The sequence below is a fragment of the Leptospira kanakyensis genome, assembly GCF_004769235.1.
GTDB classification, from domain to species: domain Bacteria; phylum Spirochaetota; class Leptospiria; order Leptospirales; family Leptospiraceae; genus Leptospira_A; species Leptospira_A kanakyensis.
In genome coordinates this window covers 79,588-96,968 of record NZ_RQFG01000005.1, presented here as the reverse complement: position 1 = coordinate 96,968, position 17,381 = coordinate 79,588, and the positions used below count along the sequence as shown (strand labels likewise).

The following is a 17,381-nucleotide window of genomic DNA, read 5'->3' as shown; positions in this document are numbered from 1 at the left end:
GTTCTCTATGTGTTTCAAACCCTCTTCTCATCGTATTTCTATTGTTTTAGTTAGTTCTTTATTTTTGTTTTTTGCCAGCCGGAGTTTTGGCCAATCCCTTTCTGAAACTTGGAATGTTCCGGTTTATCAGTCTTCCGATTATTCAGAATTTTATGGACAGATGTATTTTTCTAATTCGATGGAAGAATGGGATGCCCGTGTCGAACAAGTTTTGACTTTTTCCATCAACCAATGGTTGGAAAACGCAGACCGAATGGTAGGGTTACTTCTATCTGAAGAATCCGGAGAGGATGCCTTTGTTTCTAATGTTGGTTATTTGGATGAAAGGATGAGGTCTTTATATTCAGAGGTATCTGTATTGTATTCAGAATGGGAGAGAGAACTTCTCGCTGATTATTTTGATAACAGAAATGCTTTTTTATATAAATTAGAAACAGGCAAAGTTGATTCGATGTATTTTCAAAGGATTGGTCAGGAATCCTTGTATGAAGAATACACAGAAGAGGAACGTGCTCTCATCGAAAATCAAAATCGTATTTTGGAATCGGCAAAAGAGTGGGAGTTCGAATGGAATAGGACTAAACAAGAGGGATTGGATTCGTTTGCGACAGCTTTCTCCGATTTACAAACTGACTATGATGCATATATCCTTTCATTACATGAAACAGATCTTCGGTTTTCAGAAAATCTAAATGCGATCAATTCATATAAAGAAACCATCAAATCAGCATTGAGTGGTATGGTATCGCAGTTAAAAATGGGTTTGGATTCTTCCTGTGAGGTTCAGTCAGGTTGTCAGTACAAAAACTTTGATGGAAGTTATAATGAGGCAGGGAAAATCTTTTCAAAATTCATTAACGATCTTTCTGATGAACTGAGTGAATCTTCCATTGATCCAAATTCGCTTTTTACATCTATCTCCACAAAAATAAAGAATTTTTTGTCGGAGGAATCAAACAAAGCATATTCGGAACATACGATGTATCAGGGTCGCGTTTATACCTACCAAACCGGATTCCAAATCAATTTAAACCAATCCACCACTAACTTTGATTTGGGTGCAGCGGAGTGGAGGATTCGAAACCAATCATATTACGACATCACAAGTGATATGAAGTATGAAAATTGGCTGAGTGGGGGACTGGGGGAAATTGGAAATTTTTCAAAAATTCAAGATGAGGAAATGCGAGGGATATTTCAGTCGATCCATCATGGTGATTATGGTAGACTAACATCAATCATTAATAGTAAGTTAGGTGAAGGGAGGAGAGTCCAATCATTAGTCACTGCTAATTTATATACTGATGCCTATCACTTTATTAATAATGAAAAAATAGCCGGGTTTTATGTTCCTTTTGAAGAAGCCCATCATACCCAAGGGAATCTTATGTTGGATGGGCATAATAAATACGGTTATTGGATTGCGGATCGTTTCATTACGATACTCACTCCCGGCCGTCACTCTTTCCAAATGGGGGCAATTGGTTATTCGGTTCTTTATGAAATGTTTGACGAAACTTCGCTAAAAACTTCCCTCTATTGGAAAGAAAATTCGTCACAGTTAGGTGGTCAGTATCAGTATTTCCAAGATACCTTACTTCCTGCCGTTTCTCATTGGGAATCGAAGGTAAAAGAATATGCTGATACCTACGAGGATTGGAAAGGAAATCGAGAAAATCTGATTTCGGAAGCCACTGCTAAATTGGAATCCAATCGTCAAGAATTGGAACGTTCAAAGGAAGAATGGTTACATCGTTTAGAGGAGGAAAAAAGGGAAGGGATCAAATCTTGGGCCAATTTATATGAAACTGGCGAAAAAAAAGATATGGTATCTCCCAATATTACTTCGTGGACACCTAACAAAGAGATAGAAGGGATCAATCGAACCAAACTTGCCGAATACCAGACATTGGCTTCATCAAACGAAGTTACATCTGGGGTTCAGGTGGGTGGGGTAGGTTTATTGGAAGAATTTCAAAGAACCATTCTTGGTGTGGATCAATATGCTTCCGTGATTCAGATGAATTCTGAATTAGAGGCATTCCAACGTTCCGAACAACAAAAACTAATCAATCAATTGATTTATGGAATCAATGCGGATACGATTCGAGAAAGAAAACTAACTAAAGAAGAAAACATTCTAATTGGAAATTATGATGTGTCTTTACTTTCCAAAGAAGAATTAAGTCGATTTGGATCTTGTTATGAAAATCCCGATACTGCAAATTGTAAGTCACTATTAAAAAAAGAATTTGAGGCAAGTATCAATTCTGATACCGGTATCTTAACGTTAAAAAGAGAAATCCATAGCGGATTACTCGGAAATAAAGATAGGGAAGGTGAATATACTGCAGCGAAAACCGAAGAAGTAAGACATATCAAACTCAGTTCTATTACGAAGGTACATAGTCCAGATCAAAAAGGATTTTTTACTGTTTGGTCTGAAGAAGATTGGGATTCTCTTTACCAATCAAAATCAAAAATTGCTGAAAACTTTCGAACAAACTCTTTACAAAAAGATAAAAATGCGATTGGTTCCAATATTAAATCGATCATCGAAACGGACAATCGGAATCAGGAATTGTTTGTAGTTCGAAAAGTTGAAAAAGAGAAAACAGATTCCCTCATTCAAGAATTGGCCTTAGCTTATTTCACTGGTGGAGCCGCAGGTGTAAGAGCTTCTTTAAAAGGGAAAGTAGAAGATCACATCAACACCGAACTTGCTAAGGCTTGGATCACTGCCACTGGAGGAAGCCAACAAGACTTACAAAGGGTCAGTATGATTATGGACTTTATGAGAGGTAAAGTTGAGACAAAAAAAATTGAGTCTCGCAGTAACTTTGTCTCCCTCAGTAATCCCTTTCAAGGCATCGAAAACATCGTTAGAAACTCAGTCGGTGGATATGTGGATTTCTTTAATAACGCAACAGGAGGTCTTTCCGGTGCATTGCTAACAAATGCAATGTTACCAGTTGTTGCACTTGGGAACGCAGTTATAGGTTCGGATCAAATGGACGTTTTATTGGAACGCAAAAATGCCCAATCAAATCGTATCAAGGAAATCAAAGCCAACGAAGTCTCTTTAGCCAAGTCTGCTGCTTCCCTCGCGATTGCGGGTGCTACGGGATTACCAATTGAAATTGTAAGTGCAGGGGTCAGTGATTTTGCAAGTGCCCGTGATGCTAAAAATGCAAGAAGAGCTATTACTAAAAATCCAATCATCGATGGAACGAGTCAAGTTTTCGGAGTGGCTGGGGGGATTGTTAAAACAGCAGTGATTGCCACTGGAGTTACCCAAGGAGAATTCCAAAAGTCTGTTTCCCAAGCCAATCAATTAGCGAGTGGTGGTTCCCTTAGGCAATCAAGTGCTGCACTCGCTAGTTTGGGTTTATCAGAGCAAATGTATGGGATGAAGGCTACTGGAACCAGCTTTACTAGCGAACTCCTCAATATCAAAGATAAAGAAAGAGTCATTGAAGAACTTGGGAAAAGGGCTCTTGCCAATCAGATGGCTGCCAATCTTGGAATTGATCCAAAGATTGCCTTAGGTTTTATTAACAAAGGTTATGGTGATTACAAAACAAGAGAAAGTGACAAAAAAGCACAAGCAAACGCGATTGAACAAGTCGCTGTGATGATTGCGACAACTGCCATCACGATGGGTACCGGGGTTGCTTTAAACGCAATGGTTGCATCCGCGAATTCGACAATTTCTGCCATAGGATCAGCAATTGCTAATTTTGGAAACACGGTTGGGAATGCAGTGGGATCCATTTTAGGATCTACAGCACAGGCTATCACGACAATGGTAACAAATGTAACTACAGGTGCTTTGGAGGTTAGTAAAACTGCAATTAACGCAATCTCGGCTATGGCGAATGCTACTGTCCAGGGAGTCGTTGGTTCAAAGAACGGTATCGAAGGAGCTCTTGCTGGAATTGCCAACGGACTCTTGGGTGGCGTCACCCAAGCAATGGGTCCTATACAATCAGGTATACTTAAAGGCATCACCCCGGGCATTGGTGTAACCTATCACCCGAAAAATGGATGGGGCGGATCCATTGGTATTGGTAATACAACTTCTAATGCTAGTATCTCTTTCTCTCAAAGAGGAGATACAACCATCCAAGGATCTTATTCTCTCGGAAAAAGTGGGATCCAACTTGCGGGAGATGCCACAACAAATGGTGCAGCCAATCTCGGATTCAATTACAATCCTACCGGGAACGGACCAAGAAAGGATTGGAATTTCTCTCTAATGTATGACTTCGCTGGAACTGGCCTCTCTGGAAGTGTCGGTTACACCGATCCACGTTCGACGTTAGGTGTTACATCAACTTTCAATAGAGATGGGATGTCTACTTCCGCAGAATTTACTGGTGTTAGCATTGCAACGAACGGGCCCAACGGATTCCAAATGGATGAAATGAATTTCGCCGAGCTTAACATCAATGCAGCACAGGATAAAACTAGCAATGATCAAAATCCAAACCAACTATCCGACAATGCCGGTCCAGAGGATGATGCTGATTTGAATCGCGGTTTAGCGGATGCGGGCAAGGCACTTTCTGGTTTATTTTTCGGAGGGATGGCGATCGTACGTGGATTGTATGGTGGGGGGCAGGCAAGTGCAGCGGATGGATCGACAACGCCAACAGCAAATGCGGGTGAGACCGCGATCCTCGAGAGAAATCGTAGGAGAGAAGAAGAGGGCAGTGATGTTGCAGATAGTCAGGATTTGGATAGAACCAATGACAACCTAGATTCAGGCTTGGCTAATTCCCAGGATACGCTAACATTTGCAAAGTTAATTGATCCGATGAATCCAAACTCTACTGATCCAGTAGAAATTGGTGGAGTTGATATACCAGCTCGTGAGTTTACAATTGAGGGAAACTACAATCTTTCTCAACCAGTCAAGGATGGTATTCTAAATATACTAGATGGATTCATTCCTAATCTTTCTCTTCCAAACCTAGGGATTCCTGACAATATCATATCTGATATTGCTTCATTACTTTCTTGCGAAGGTCTAAGCACTCCGATGGCAGGACCAAAAGATATACCTGGTTGGTTAAGAGCTTTTGGGCCTATTATAGGTTTTCCATTCTCTTTTGCGGACAATGGAAATGGGAATAGTGTGAAAGAAACAAATAGAACAGATTCTGAAACGTCGAATGAGTATCATCATCGTGAAAAAATTGATAGTGTTGAAATGCAAAACTCTCCCAAAATGGAAGATTTATTAAAACTATATAATGAGAATCCAAAAACGTTGGCAGAAAAAACTCAAAATATTTTAGCTATAAGTTCAATACGTAATTATTTGAGTTTTGAAGATGATACGTCTTTAGATCCGGACTTAACAAGACTAAATAAATTAAAAGTTGAATTAATGGAAAACTATTTCAACGGAAAAATTCCATCTAAGTTGCTTTTTGCTAGCCTTAAGCCTAACTTAGACCCAAATACGGCCATGGATCTTCAAAAATTCGTTGATAGTTTATATAAAACTAAATCAGGAAGTGAATTTCAAGCACTAAGAAATTCATGGAACAAAGATAGAACTTATCCTCTGGGTACAAAACTAGCTTATCATGGCAGTGATATCCTTACTGGATCAGCGGAAGGCACAATTGACAAATCGGGAATTGTTGAAATAGTTAATCATAAACTGATCGAAAATTCCTGGCTGAATATGAATAAATTAAATGGCCCGCATAATAGAGATGTTAAGAGAGAATTACTTGGTATAACAATCATTGAAAAAGTAGACCAACCTTATCGGGCTGACATACCTATCAAAGGTGATTGGACTGGCCCTAATGAGCCTTTTAAAGTCATTCGAGCTGGAATCGAGCGTAGATACGGTGGCGCTGTAACTATTGAATTTAAAGATGGGAGGAGAATACTATTTGGTCATTTTGATCAACTGAGCAGCGAAGTTATGAATGCATATCGCACTGGAGAAGAGTTACCTGCAGGAACTTATTTAGGTCGAATAGAATCTCAAATAGGGAATTCTAGTGGCGCCCATTTACATATAGAAGATCCTCACCAAAAGGCAGATAGGGAAACGTTATTGAAATGGTTAAAAGGAGACAAAAATTGAAATTGAAATTTGTACTATTCATTTTGCTTTACTTAAGCTGTAAAAAAGATACATCTGATTTTGCTATTTATGAACAATTAACTCCAATCTCAAGAATTTTTGTTAATAAAATTATAGCAAAAGATGTAAGCTGGATCTCCAAAAGATTTTCTGATGATAAATCTGTTCAGTTTAGCGGTGGGGGAGGACATTTCTCAATGATCCGATCTGATCTTACTGTTGGTTCGAATTTATACAATATACTTTTCAAAGTTAGTAAAGATGAAGAGGTTTTTAGGGATAGTGTTTCGTTTCATACAGCCCTAATAAATGCACAGTCAGTTAAAGAATGCACTAATCAATGCATTAGTACAGATCTTCCAGATATTATTTCTCGAATCGTAACAGTAAAATTCAATGAATATGTCTATAAAATTTCCATTATTTGCTTACCCGGAATACTTGATCCAGAGACGTGTATTTTAGACTCTCTGGAAATAGATGTCGCTCCCTAAAATATGATGACAAAGATATCTGAAAGTTATGATCCTCATTGGCCGGCAACTCGTTGGATCAGCCATCCAGATTCTAGTTATCTAAAACGCAGTGAATTCTATAAAGTAAAGCCACAAGATCAATAAGAGATTTTATAATGAAGATACATCCAAAACGACTCATAAGATTTCTCATCATAGGCATTTTATTATGGACTTGTAAAGAAAACGTAGCTCAGCCTAAAACGGAGTTAGAAAAATTCAAAAGTGAATGCCCGAAAATCGGCCAAGGTGATTTTTATTGGGGGAAGCAATGTGTCAAAGAGAAAGAATTTCTCACTTGCGTAAAGTTACTTAATGAAATCAAAAACAATGGCGTAGGAACATTTTTTTGGGGGAGACGTTGGGAAAATTCCTACAAATATGAAATAGATAAGAAGGGTATAATTAAAATAAAATACTACGGACCTGATGGTTACATTAAGGTCTTTAAAGAGACAGGAAAAATTGAAAAGCGCGATGATTTATTTTTCTTTATGACTCCACCAGATTCTGATCTAAACAGGCCTTTAATGAATTTTCCAATTAAGAGAATAGACTGCGAGCTAGATAATTCTAACTTTGAAAGACAAGGCACCTTTGTCATGTTCACGTTAAGCGATGGTGAGAAATATCAATATGGAAACTCTCTAAAGGGACATCCATTAATAGGGTATAAAAATTCTGATAACTTATTTAAACCAGACGTGTTACCTAACCCAGAAGTTTGGCACAAGGTTTCCTTGATTCTTGCTGAGTAATTTTAAAATTCGATTTAGATTCATTTTTTCTATAAATAGAAATGGATTTTCTTCTCATCCAAGTTTCCCGTTTCCCACGGTGGCGAGGCCAAGGATGGCCGAAGCTCGCCAGTCGGAACAGGAGGTTCCGCTGGCAGGAGTGGGAAATCGGGAACTTATACCTTCCAAACATAAACAAAATCAGTGCGGTCAGCCCAGGGGAGAGGGAATGCAACTTTGTGAAGTTTGATGGATCCAGCTCGTAGGTATTCACGGATGTCGCGGTCGCGGAAGATGGTTTCACTAAAGGAAATTTCTCCAGAATTGGTTACAGATTGGAGTTTGGCTGTGTAGTTGACTGTGTTTCCGAAATAATCAATATTGCTGTTTAGGTTTACTGCGAGACAGTTTCCTGTATGGATTGAGATTCGTATCCTAACGGGTGTATGTTTGTTTTCTGGATGGAACCATTCTTGCATTTCTTTTGCGGCTTTTAATGCGTGTAAGGGGGTTGAAAAACTAGCCATCACAGCGTCGCCGATGGTTTTCACAACCACACCGCGAAAATTTTGAATGATTTGGTTCGTTTTGATAAAGTGTTCGCGCACTTGTAAAAAGGCACCGTGGTCACCTTCGGATTCATAGAACTTTGTGGAGCCAACAATGTCAGTGAATAAAATGGTTTTGAGACCAATGTCTAACTGTAAATTGGTGGCGATGGCTTCTTCGGAAAATAAATCCCTAAATTCTTGGTAATCGAAAATTTCGGATGGTCGAAGGCTCGTTTGGTCTTCGTTACGTTCTTCTAAGATGATGGTGACATCATCATCGGATTCGTTTTCGAAAACTAAGTTTGGTTTTGGGGAAACTTTGATTTCTTCTTCTCTGGTTTCTGGTAACCACAAAATATCTGTTTGGTTGTATGATGGTTTGATATCTACAAGCCGATATTTTTTTTCTCCTTTTTTTCGCAGACGAAACACTCCCGACCCAATTAACAAACTTGCCGAGTAGGATTTTTTAGCAGGGATTGTTTTTGTTAGGAGGATGTGGTTTTTGGTGGCGGGTTCTGCTGCACAATATAATTGTTTTTCGATGATGCGAATGCTTGGATGCAGATGGAAGGTGACTTCGATGGAGTTGACACCTGTAGTATCAAAATCAATTTCGCAAACTTCACATTCGTCTTTTTCGGGGATGTCGCTGAGTTTGGTGAGGCTTGTTCTCACACCACGGCAATGTGGGCAAACAATATCCCAACTGAGTGTGAATACTCCCAACCGACATCCATGTAAAAAAAGAAAAAGAGTTTCATCTGGATCTAAGTTTAACCTTCGACAAACTTCTTTAATGCGAATGCGATCGAGTTCGTTGTCACTTGCGGTTTTGATCCATTGGAAAACAGCAGTTACGGCTTCCTTGGAAACACCTTTATTGATTAGATTTTGGGTTTCTTTGTCCAGTTTTTCTGGATGAATCCACTGCGCTTCGGGGACAAAGGAAAATTCTTTTCCTGGGGCGGGAGTGACTTTTGGTTTTTTATGTTTAATCTCTTCTGCGATATCATTCAAAGCTTTGCGAAAAGAAATTTCCAACTTTGGCATTGCATATTGCAAAAGTTTTCTCATAAAGAAATTTCGAGGAATCCAACCAAAATACAAATAAACTTTACACCTAGATTCACCTAACGTTTCTAATATGATTCGGCTTCGAACATAATATCCAAATCCTTTACTGTAAATTCTTGCGTTCCCTATTTCTTTGAGATACTCCCATTCCCAAGGGACTTCTTCCCATTCTAATCGGAAACCAACTTGTTTGGTTTTCCCGATTAGTTTTCCGTTTCGTTCTTGGTAATCATATCTAGGCATACCAACCCTTTTGTTGAGGGAAGAAGTATCGATTAAATGTGGCCACATTTCTTCCCGAGTCACAGGAAGGTCAAATTCCCAAAGAGAATCAAGTGGGGTTGCGAGATTTTTCCAACGATCTTCCCAGGGATATTTTTGAAGTAAGGAATTTAAATCAATCATAGTGGTTTTAGAATGAGGGTTGCTTTCCCCCCATTTCCTTTGACTGTCAACTCGCCATCTGTTTCTGAAATTTTTTCTGCATTGGAAAGTACAATTTGTACACCATTGGGATAAACGAATCTTGGGACTTTGATTACGCAAGGTTCCCCAATTTTGGAATCAGAATTCCATTCGAAGTAAAACTCGCGGTTCTCTAGGTTGTATTTCATTTTGACCGGTGTTCCTTGGGTAAAAGCAGCATAAGGCCGACAAAAACCTTCAATGGCACGACCACCACCACCATAGACATCGGGGTCAGAACCAGGAATGATTTGGTCTTTCGAAAAAATACTTAAATCTTCTTGGTTCCATCCATCTCCCACCATCAAATCATTTTCATTCGAGGCAGTATAATTCCAAAGTGTATTGGATAAAAAAAGGTGATCCATTGCGTTGTACATGGAATCAAGAGCCATCACATGGCGTTTCCAAATTTTAGGCGAATGATTTCCTTTTTTCCATTCTTTGTATGCTTTCCCCCCTTGTAAGTCAAAAGGGATTCCAAATTCACCAATAAGACTTGGAATTTTTCCTGGTACAGAATCTGCTGTGTTTTTGATTCGAGTGAGTTGGCGCACATACATAGCTTCGATACCTGACTTGCCGAATACGGGTCGTTTGGTGAGAGTATCAATGGCTATCGGATAAAGAAATGTTTTGAAAAGAAGTGTAAGGATATCATACCAATGTGCTGCATTCACAGCAAGTTTCGGAGTTTCTCCGTTGAGATGAGGATGAGTGAATGCATCGGAGGCCTCTCTTTCAATAAAAACCATCCAATCCTTTCGGATTTCCTGAATGGTTTCACCAACAGTACGCATAAATGGAATTAGATAATCTGCATCAAAATCGATAGTGCGTCCATTTACCTTTTGGAAAAAATCATTTTTTTCAATAAATGGTGTTCCGTCTTTAGTGATGGTATAGGCACCTTCTAATTGGAAGGGATCACCGGGTGAATCCGGTAACCAGATAGACACTTCGTTTTTGTTTACGGTAACAGTTTTTGTGGGAACAAATCCACCTTTCCAAACTTTAAGAGTGAGGTAAGGCAAATCGATAGAATGTCCATGAGAAGAGAATAGTGCATCAATGGGTGACCAACCTAATCCTGGTTTGGCTGGGTCGGCATCGCCATTGTTTAAACAACGATCATTCATTGCCCTACCAATAAATCCCTTTCCTGGTTCATTCAACGAATCAAAACCCAAAACAAAGTCAAAGTCTTTGACTCGTTTTGCAATTTCTTTCATACAACCCAAATAGTGACCTTGTAAATAATCTTGAACATTTTTCCCGTCGATGAGGAAGTTTGGTGCAAAATCTTTTCCTCCAAAGAACAAAGTCCAAAGGATGCCATTCCCGGCATAACGATAGTTTTGTGACCAGCACATGGTCGGGTAATTATCTTCCTGACGGATACCAGGATTTGAATAGTCATAAGCTCTTTGCATGACAATTGCCGCATCTGCTTCGGAAAGTTTGCGGTAATCAATTCCTAGTTTTTCAAAAATCCAACCTGGGGCACCATCTCCACCCGTCATCCTCGACCAAACGTCTTGGTGAAAATCAATAAATACATAAAAACCATATTCACCAGCTAGACGAACAATCTCTGTAAAATAATCCAAATAAGCCTCATCGTATTCATTTGGACCTTTGTGTTCGACAGCTTCCCAAGTGGTTAATAAACGAAGAACGTTAAAGCCCCATCGTTTGAGCCTTGTTAGATGGATATCTGCTTCGGAAAGTGGAAATGGTCTTCCAATAAAACTTACTTCTTTGTGATCAGAAAAATCACTAGGAAACTGCGTTCCGCCATTCGGATATGGAACCTTTGTGTCTCCACCTAAATTGATTCCACGTAAAATTACCTTTCTTCCGCTAACATCTACAAACCATTCGCCTTGTGGTGTGAGTTTTTTTGGTGCCATCCAATAATCCTTTTATACTAACTCGTTTGTATTTTTTTCTAACTCAGCATAGAGATTGAGATAACCGAGTAAAAAATAAAATACAATCAAAACTTCATCATCTTGAAAATAACATTGCAAAAGTCCAGAAAAGAAAAATCCAACGAGCCCATAAGTCATAAATCGGATTTTTTTAGGTATCTTTCCATTGAGTAAAGTGTAAAGAATGATTCCAAATAACGAAAGATAAAGGATCCCTTGAGGGCCACCAAAGACTGCAGTTAAATGAAAATAATCATTATGTGCATGTCCTCTTTGAGTGACTTCATAGAAGAAACTGAGTTCTTTGTTCTCTTTTTCTTTTTGTTTCCTTGAGATTTCGATTTCTTTTTGATAATTTCCAGAACCAATTCCAAAGATTGGGTTTTTTTCGATTAATGGAAATGTTGAGTCCCAGATAAAAGTTCTTCCCGAGTCCGTATGTTTTTCTCCACCGAAGAGTGGATCCACAACTCGTTTGACTGCACTCGTAGTTTTATATCCTACAAAAACTAAAACTAAAATTAGAAGGATAAATATTCCAATTCGTTTTAACATTTTTTTGGAAATATCCTTATCGATAAAAACAAGAATATAGATCCCGAATAGTGTACTTACCAATGCACCGAGAAGGGAGGATCTTGCATTGTTAAATAAAAAAACAATAGATGCTAACAAAAGTAATATGGCATTGATTGAAATTTTAGACAATGATTCTTTTTTATACCAAGAATCATACAACCGAAATACAAATCCTGGGAAAATGAAGGCAAGTAATCCTCCAAAGGTAAGGTGGGTATTCATGAGACCAATGGGAAGATAGATATTAATATTCGTGATTTTGCCGTAATGGTGTTGGTAGGGCCATGATGCAGAAGTTTTGTAGAGATCAGAAATTAATCTTGATAGTCTTGTCATGGAAAATATAGAGATAAATCCCGTGATGACTATGACTAAAGCAAAAATAAAGAATGTTTTGTATAAATACTTTTTATCTTCCGGTTTTATCCCTTGGACAGAAACAAAGGCAGTGACAAGAAAGATGTCTTTCATTTCGTCGCGGAACGCCTGTTTGATGGATTCAAATTCAAAACCGGAAGCGGAGAAATGATACAAAACGGTTACAATTTGCCAAACGTAAAATAAAAATAGAATTTTGACCAGATTACTTGCGAGTTTTGGTTTTTCGGGAAGGAAGAGAAAAAAAACAAAAGATAGCAGTAAGAAAAGTTGGCTAAGGGAAACGGAGAGCGCACAGGAAATGATAGACAAGGTTAGAAACGAACGATAGATTCGGTAATACATAACTTTGGATGAGACTAATGCTTTTCTCCAATTTGTAAAGAGGTAACAGTTGCGAGTCTTATATTTTTCCGATACTTTTTTGCCAAAAACCGACGGAGTTGCTGTTTCCATTAAGAATTTTTCTGAACTTTTGGCCCTCCGTGGGCACGAGTTTTGTATTTGTGCTCCCAAATACGGAGACGGGGACTTTGACAGGATGACGGACAATATCCAAGTAGTTCGCTTCCGATCGGGGTATTTGCCAAGTTACCCTGATATCAAAGTGGTTTTGCCCTCGCCAGGAAAAATCAAACGTATCATTGAAGATTTCAAACCTGATCTCATCCATATCCATACCCCGGGGCTTCTCGGACTTTACGCTGTGAATGCTGCGGAACGATTTGGGGTTCCGACAATTGGGACGTACCACACTCTAATGGCAGAACAGGAAATGTATGTTTCCTTTTATCGTTTGTTTAAACTTGATAAACTTTTTTTTAAAGCCAATAAGTTTAAGAAAAAATTAAACATCGATGAATTAGATAAAATTGTAAAATTTGATAACTTTAATATTCGCAAAAAAATAATACTCAAAATCTGTAATGATATATATAACCGATGTGATGTGGTGATATCTCCAAGCCATCTCATCAAAGAACAACTCATCGAATATGGAATCACTCGACCAATTACTGTTGTTTCCAATGGAATGGATTTAAAAAGATTCCAAGGAACAGCAAAAACATATACAGGCGGAGACGCTCCCAAGTTTTTGCACGTGGGACGAATTTCGTATGAAAAAAATTGCGATGTGGTCATCAATGCATTTAAACTCATCCATGAACATTACCCTAAGGCAACTCTCACAGTGATTGGAGAGGGCCCGGCCATTCCTTCTTTAGAACGCCAAGCAGAACATTTAGGAATTCAGAACTCGGTTAGTTTTAAAGGATTTATCCCCAATGCCGTGTTACACGAAGAATATCCAAAGTATGATGTGTTTTTAACAGCATCAACTATGGAGACACAAGGACTTGTCGTTTTAGAAGCCATTGCTTGTGGATTACCAGCTGTGGGTGTGGATGCGTTTGCTTTGCCAGAACTTATCCGTCATGGTGAAAACGGATACATTGCAAAATCATTTGATGCCAGAGGAATTGCAGAGGGTGCACTTTCTATCATTCGGAATCCAGATGAGTATTCGACCTTTTCAAAAAATTCCATTCAGATTGCTTCGGGGCATGAAATGGAAAAATGTGTCGATGCTATGGAAGAGGTATATTCGAAAGTTGTAGAAGCAATGAAGGGTAAAGTTAAAAAATCAACTATCTTTGATTTGTTTTTTGATTTTATGCAATGAAAAGTTTTATACCTCTTGAATTGCGATCTCTGATTACCGGGATCGCTATATTTTTAACTTTTTACGCATACATTCCTTATATCAAAGGAATTTGGACGGGTACAATCCGTCCCCATGTATTTTCATGGGTCATTTGGGGAGCCACCACCTTTATTGTGTTCTTTGCACAAATTGCAGGGAATGGTGGGGTGGGGAGTCTGCCCATTGGTGTTTCGGGAATCATTACTATTTTAGTCGCGGGTATCGCTTATAGAAAAAGAGGTGATATCGAGATTACAAAACCTGATTGGTTTTTCTTTGGGTTGGCACTTTCCAGTTTGCCATTTTGGTTTTATTTTTCCGATCCTTTGGCGGCCGTGATTGTTTTGTCAATTGCTGATATTTTGGGTTTTATTCCTACCTTTCGTAAAGGATATATCCTTCCCAACTCCGAACCATTGGGATTTTATCTTATTTTTTTGTTTCGTAATTTTTTGGCTATGGCCGGACTTGCTGAGTGGAATACGGCAACGTTGTTATTTCCTGGATCTGCAGGAATTGCATGTGTGGTTTTTGTGGTAATGGTGAAGATCAGAAAAACAAAACTAGAGATGTTATCTTAATTCATTCTTTGTCCACAACTGGAAAAAAAATCACAGAACGTAACATACGGCCATCTTCTGTATCTTCATAAACAACTTCAGCTTGTTTGGCGCGGGCTGGCATATACAATTGGATCGCTTCTACAATTTCGTAAGCGCTGAGTGTATAATCTAAAACTTTGATTGCAAGTTCGGCACCGAGAAACCGTTCACGAGTCACTGTTTTTGTTTCGGTTTTTTTTGTAATGATTAACCACTTGTATAGTCTTGCCGAACGATTGGTATCCAAAAGATTTCCAATATCAAGTTTCATTTGTGGAAGGATAGCCGGAGTTTGTCTGAAACTCACCTCGATTCTTCTGGCATTTGTTTCACTTAACCTAAGCGATAATTGTTTGTCAAAGAGGGCGTCATCAATGTATTCAATTCGATCACAAGTGGAATAAACAGTATTACATAAATTACCAAAATTTTTATGAAAGAAAAATACCTGAAGCACTTTGCCTGTGGTAGGATGGTAAAGGACTTTTGCATTGTAATGGCCCATCCTTCCAAACTTCACAGCAGAACGAATTCGTTTGTATAAATTGTAACTAAGTCCAAAAAGATCTTTAACGATGGGAACGTCCATAACTCCCAAACCTCTTGAGGCTATATAAAATGGCTCTAAACTTACATGGCCGTCACGTTTGGCAATTTCTCGTAAGTATTCCGTAATATCGTCCATTTTGGATTCACTGAGAGAAAGTGGGTGGTCTAAAAAATCAACTACCACCTTACCACCGTTTTTACCTAGTTCTCTCCAAACTTCATCTAAATAGTTTCCGTCTTCTGTATAAGAAATCTTTTTACAATAGAATTCTTGGCATTTGATTTGTTCTTCGTAATCAGTTTGATTGGGAGAAGGGAGGATGACCGGTTGGAATTCAGAAGAAAACTCTTCTGCTTTGGTTTCAGAAGGGTAAACCAAAAGAGAAAAAATGAGAGATAAAAAAAGGAAGAGGATACTTTTTTTGATTCGAAATAACATGAAAGTCTCCTGATCTGCCAAATGAAAGATATACTAAATCACCAAAGTGTATTTACATTTTGGATGAGTCTAATTCGTCTAACAACGTCTAGTGGGTCAATGAGTTCCATACAAGCATGATCACCGCGCCAACATTTGGTGTTTCCGTAAATGGAACATGGACGGCAAGGTAAGTCCACTTGTAAAACTCCAGAGTCTTCTTGGGCAAAGGGACCAAATCCAGAAAGTGGGTGTGTGGTTCCATAAATTCCAATCACTGGTTTTTTGAGAAGGGCCGCAATATGAACGTTAGAACTATCCATCCCAATCATCACATCCAAACGATCCATAATCCCAAGTTCTCCACGGATCCCTAAATTTCCACCTTGCACAATATGAGCGCGAGTGTGGCCGTTTCGAAGGATTTCTAATTCTTTTGCTTCGTCCTTTCCACCAAAGAGGAATACATTACAGTCTGGAAATTCATCGAGTAAAACTTCCACGAGGCGTTTGCATTTTTCAAAACTCCATTCTTTGAGTGCATGTCCTGCAAACGGAGCAAATCCAAACCACTGTCCTTCTTTTTTATCTATGCCGATGGACTTAAAAAAATCTCTAGCATAAATCTTTGATTCTCCATCTACATTGAGCCAAGGGCCTTTTCGAATGGGAGCATCATATCCAGCTTTACGAAATACATTCAAATAACGTTCTACTGTGTGTGGGAGTGGATTTAGATTTTTATTATAACGTCTTGTTTGTTTTAATTTTTCTCGGCGTCCTTTGATGATTTTTGAATAAGGGACACCTTGGCTACGAAACAAAAATGCAATGAACCGAGAACGAACAGAACCGTGGAGGTCAATCACATGACCGAAAGGCCCTAGTTTGGCGATGTCACGATACATCCGAACTAAACCTAAAATTCCTTTATATTTTTTAAGATTGATTCCTAAAACATTGAGATTGGGGATATTATAGAAAAATGGTGCGAAGTTTCCTCTTGTAACAACTGTCAGCTGAGTGTTTGAATATTTAGCTGCAATGGCGATGAGAGCTGGTGTCATTAAAGCCACATCCCCCATCGCTGAAAATCTTAGTACTAAGAGGTTTGTCATTTTTGATTCTTATACAAAGACGGATTTAAATTTTGGTCATTGTACATCTTCATCTGACGATAAACTTTTACTCTTTTAATACCTTCCGAGTAGTCGGAAAAAAGTTCGTCCAAACATTTTTTGAGATCTTCTCTCTGGTCTAGGAGAATATCTAGTTTGGCTTGGCATTTTGCTATATGTTCTTTTGAGGCAGAAGCATCTTTTCTGGAAACTTGTTCTTCCATATGGTAGATTTTGAGTTCTAGGATACTCATACGATCCAGTAACCAAGCAGGTGATTCGGAGTTTAACCTTGCGTCTGGTTTTGGAGTCGCTGCACGAAACATATCAATCACAAAGTCGTCCAGTTTTTCCACCATATCGGTTCTGTCTTGGTTCAGTTTGTCGATCTTTCGTTTGAGTGCCACAACCTCTTCCAAAGCAATGTCTGGCCTTCGGATTTCATCTTCAATATGCCATTGGATGGTATCGATGTGGTTTTTTTGGTAGAGAGTTGACTCTAAACTTCCTTCTGGGTAAGGATTTGGATGAGGGGCTTCTTTTTTATGCCAATCCAGGACGGATTCCTGGAAAATAGAGACGGCTTTTATGGCTTCCAATGCTTTCATATCGTAATGCAATTCACGTTTTCAGATGGTTTT

Annotated in this window: 11 protein-coding genes; 5 read left to right on the top strand and 6 right to left on the bottom strand. The window is 38.8% G+C overall.

All coding sequences use genetic code 11. From position 1 onward, the window contains the following. Window positions 1–7 precede the first annotated feature (7 nt). The 3 genes from EHQ16_RS01055 (at window position 8) to EHQ16_RS01045 (ending at window position 7,385) form a co-directional block, all read left to right on the top strand. The gene (locus tag EHQ16_RS01055) at window positions 8–6,112 is read left to right on the top strand and encodes a TIGR04388 family protein (protein WP_135637150.1); all 6,105 of its coding nucleotides are present in this window, start codon (window positions 8–10) and stop codon (window positions 6,110–6,112) included. Window positions 6,113–6,114: 2 nt separating this feature from the next. Beyond that, window positions 6,115–6,606: a hypothetical protein gene (locus tag EHQ16_RS01050; RefSeq protein WP_135637152.1), complete on the top strand. Its 492-nt coding sequence runs from the start codon at window positions 6,115–6,117 to the stop codon at window positions 6,604–6,606. A 137-nt stretch (window positions 6,607–6,743) separates the two neighbouring features. Then, entirely contained in the window at window positions 6,744–7,385 is a 642-nt protein-coding gene (locus tag EHQ16_RS01045; protein ID WP_135637154.1) for a hypothetical protein, read from the top strand. Window positions 7,386–7,540: 155 nt separating this feature from the next. Here the strand turns inward: EHQ16_RS01045 and EHQ16_RS01040 are convergent, their stop codons facing one another. The 3 genes from EHQ16_RS01040 to EHQ16_RS01030 are packed head-to-tail and all read right to left on the bottom strand — an operon-like array spanning window position 7,541 to window position 12,693. Next, window positions 7,541–9,397 carry an adenylate/guanylate cyclase domain-containing protein gene (locus tag EHQ16_RS01040; RefSeq protein WP_135637157.1) on the bottom strand — a complete coding sequence of 619 codons (1,857 nt, stop codon included), beginning with the start codon at window positions 9,395–9,397 and terminating at the stop codon, window positions 7,541–7,543. Then, on the bottom strand, window positions 9,394–11,370 hold the full coding sequence (locus EHQ16_RS01035; protein WP_135637159.1) for a glycoside hydrolase family 5 protein: 1,977 nt from the start codon (window positions 11,368–11,370) through the stop codon (window positions 9,394–9,396). Before EHQ16_RS01035 ends, EHQ16_RS01040 begins: the two co-directional genes overlap by 4 nt. Before the next feature lie 12 nt (window positions 11,371–11,382). Further along, window positions 11,383–12,693 carry an O-antigen ligase family protein gene (locus EHQ16_RS01030; RefSeq protein WP_135637161.1) on the bottom strand — a complete coding sequence of 437 codons (1,311 nt, stop codon included), beginning with the start codon at window positions 12,691–12,693 and terminating at the stop codon, window positions 11,383–11,385. Between the two features lie 49 nt (window positions 12,694–12,742). Here EHQ16_RS01030 and EHQ16_RS01025 point away from each other — a divergent pair, with 49 nt between their 5' ends. Both EHQ16_RS01025 and EHQ16_RS01020 read left to right on the top strand, forming a co-directional pair. Next, window positions 12,743–14,032: a glycosyltransferase gene (locus EHQ16_RS01025; RefSeq protein WP_135637163.1), complete on the top strand. Its 1,290-nt coding sequence runs from the start codon at window positions 12,743–12,745 to the stop codon at window positions 14,030–14,032. Continuing rightward, complete coding sequence (locus EHQ16_RS01020) at window positions 14,029–14,634, top strand: hypothetical protein (RefSeq protein WP_135637165.1); 606 nt, start codon at window positions 14,029–14,031, stop codon at window positions 14,632–14,634. The genes EHQ16_RS01025 and EHQ16_RS01020 overlap by 4 nt, the downstream gene beginning before the upstream one ends. A 1-nt stretch (window position 14,635) precedes the next feature. Here EHQ16_RS01020 and EHQ16_RS01015 read toward each other — a convergent pair whose 3' ends face one another. Genes EHQ16_RS01015 through EHQ16_RS01005 form a run of 3 tightly spaced genes read right to left on the bottom strand, consistent with a single transcriptional unit; the run spans window position 14,636 to window position 17,348 of the window. Then, window positions 14,636–15,643 (bottom strand): hypothetical protein, encoded by a 1,008-nt coding sequence (locus EHQ16_RS01015; protein WP_135637167.1) that lies wholly within the window; start codon window positions 15,641–15,643, stop codon window positions 14,636–14,638. A 38-nt stretch (window positions 15,644–15,681) separates the two neighbouring features. Continuing rightward, window positions 15,682–16,740: a glycosyltransferase family 9 protein gene (locus EHQ16_RS01010; RefSeq protein WP_135637168.1), complete on the bottom strand. Its 1,059-nt coding sequence runs from the start codon at window positions 16,738–16,740 to the stop codon at window positions 15,682–15,684. After that, on the bottom strand, window positions 16,737–17,348 hold the full coding sequence (locus tag EHQ16_RS01005) for a DUF4254 domain-containing protein (protein WP_135637170.1): 612 nt from the start codon (window positions 17,346–17,348) through the stop codon (window positions 16,737–16,739). Before EHQ16_RS01005 ends, EHQ16_RS01010 begins: the two co-directional genes overlap by 4 nt. Window positions 17,349–17,381 lie beyond the last annotated feature (33 nt).

What these genes read in the sequence shown, in the direction of transcription:
- EHQ16_RS01055 (WP_135637150.1), top strand. Translation starts at nt 8, where the DNA reads ATGTGTTTCAAACCCTCTTCTCATCGTATTTCTATTGTTTTAGTTAGT.
- EHQ16_RS01045 (WP_135637154.1), top strand. Translation starts at nt 6,744, where the DNA reads ATGAAGATACATCCAAAACGACTCATAAGATTTCTCATCATAGGCATT.
- EHQ16_RS01040 (WP_135637157.1), bottom strand. Translation starts at nt 9,397, where the DNA reads ATGATTGATTTAAATTCCTTACTTCAAAAATATCCCTGGGAAGATCGT.
- EHQ16_RS01035 (WP_135637159.1), bottom strand. Translation starts at nt 11,370, where the DNA reads ATGGCACCAAAAAAACTCACACCACAAGGCGAATGGTTTGTAGATGTT.
- EHQ16_RS01030 (WP_135637161.1), bottom strand. Translation starts at nt 12,693, where the DNA reads ATGTATTACCGAATCTATCGTTCGTTTCTAACCTTGTCTATCATTTCC.
- EHQ16_RS01020 (WP_135637165.1), top strand. Translation starts at nt 14,029, where the DNA reads ATGAAAAGTTTTATACCTCTTGAATTGCGATCTCTGATTACCGGGATC.
- EHQ16_RS01015 (WP_135637167.1), bottom strand. Translation starts at nt 15,643, where the DNA reads ATGTTATTTCGAATCAAAAAAAGTATCCTCTTCCTTTTTTTATCTCTC.
- EHQ16_RS01010 (WP_135637168.1), bottom strand. Translation starts at nt 16,740, where the DNA reads ATGACAAACCTCTTAGTACTAAGATTTTCAGCGATGGGGGATGTGGCT.
- EHQ16_RS01005 (WP_135637170.1), bottom strand. Translation starts at nt 17,348, where the DNA reads ATGAAAGCATTGGAAGCCATAAAAGCCGTCTCTATTTTCCAGGAATCC.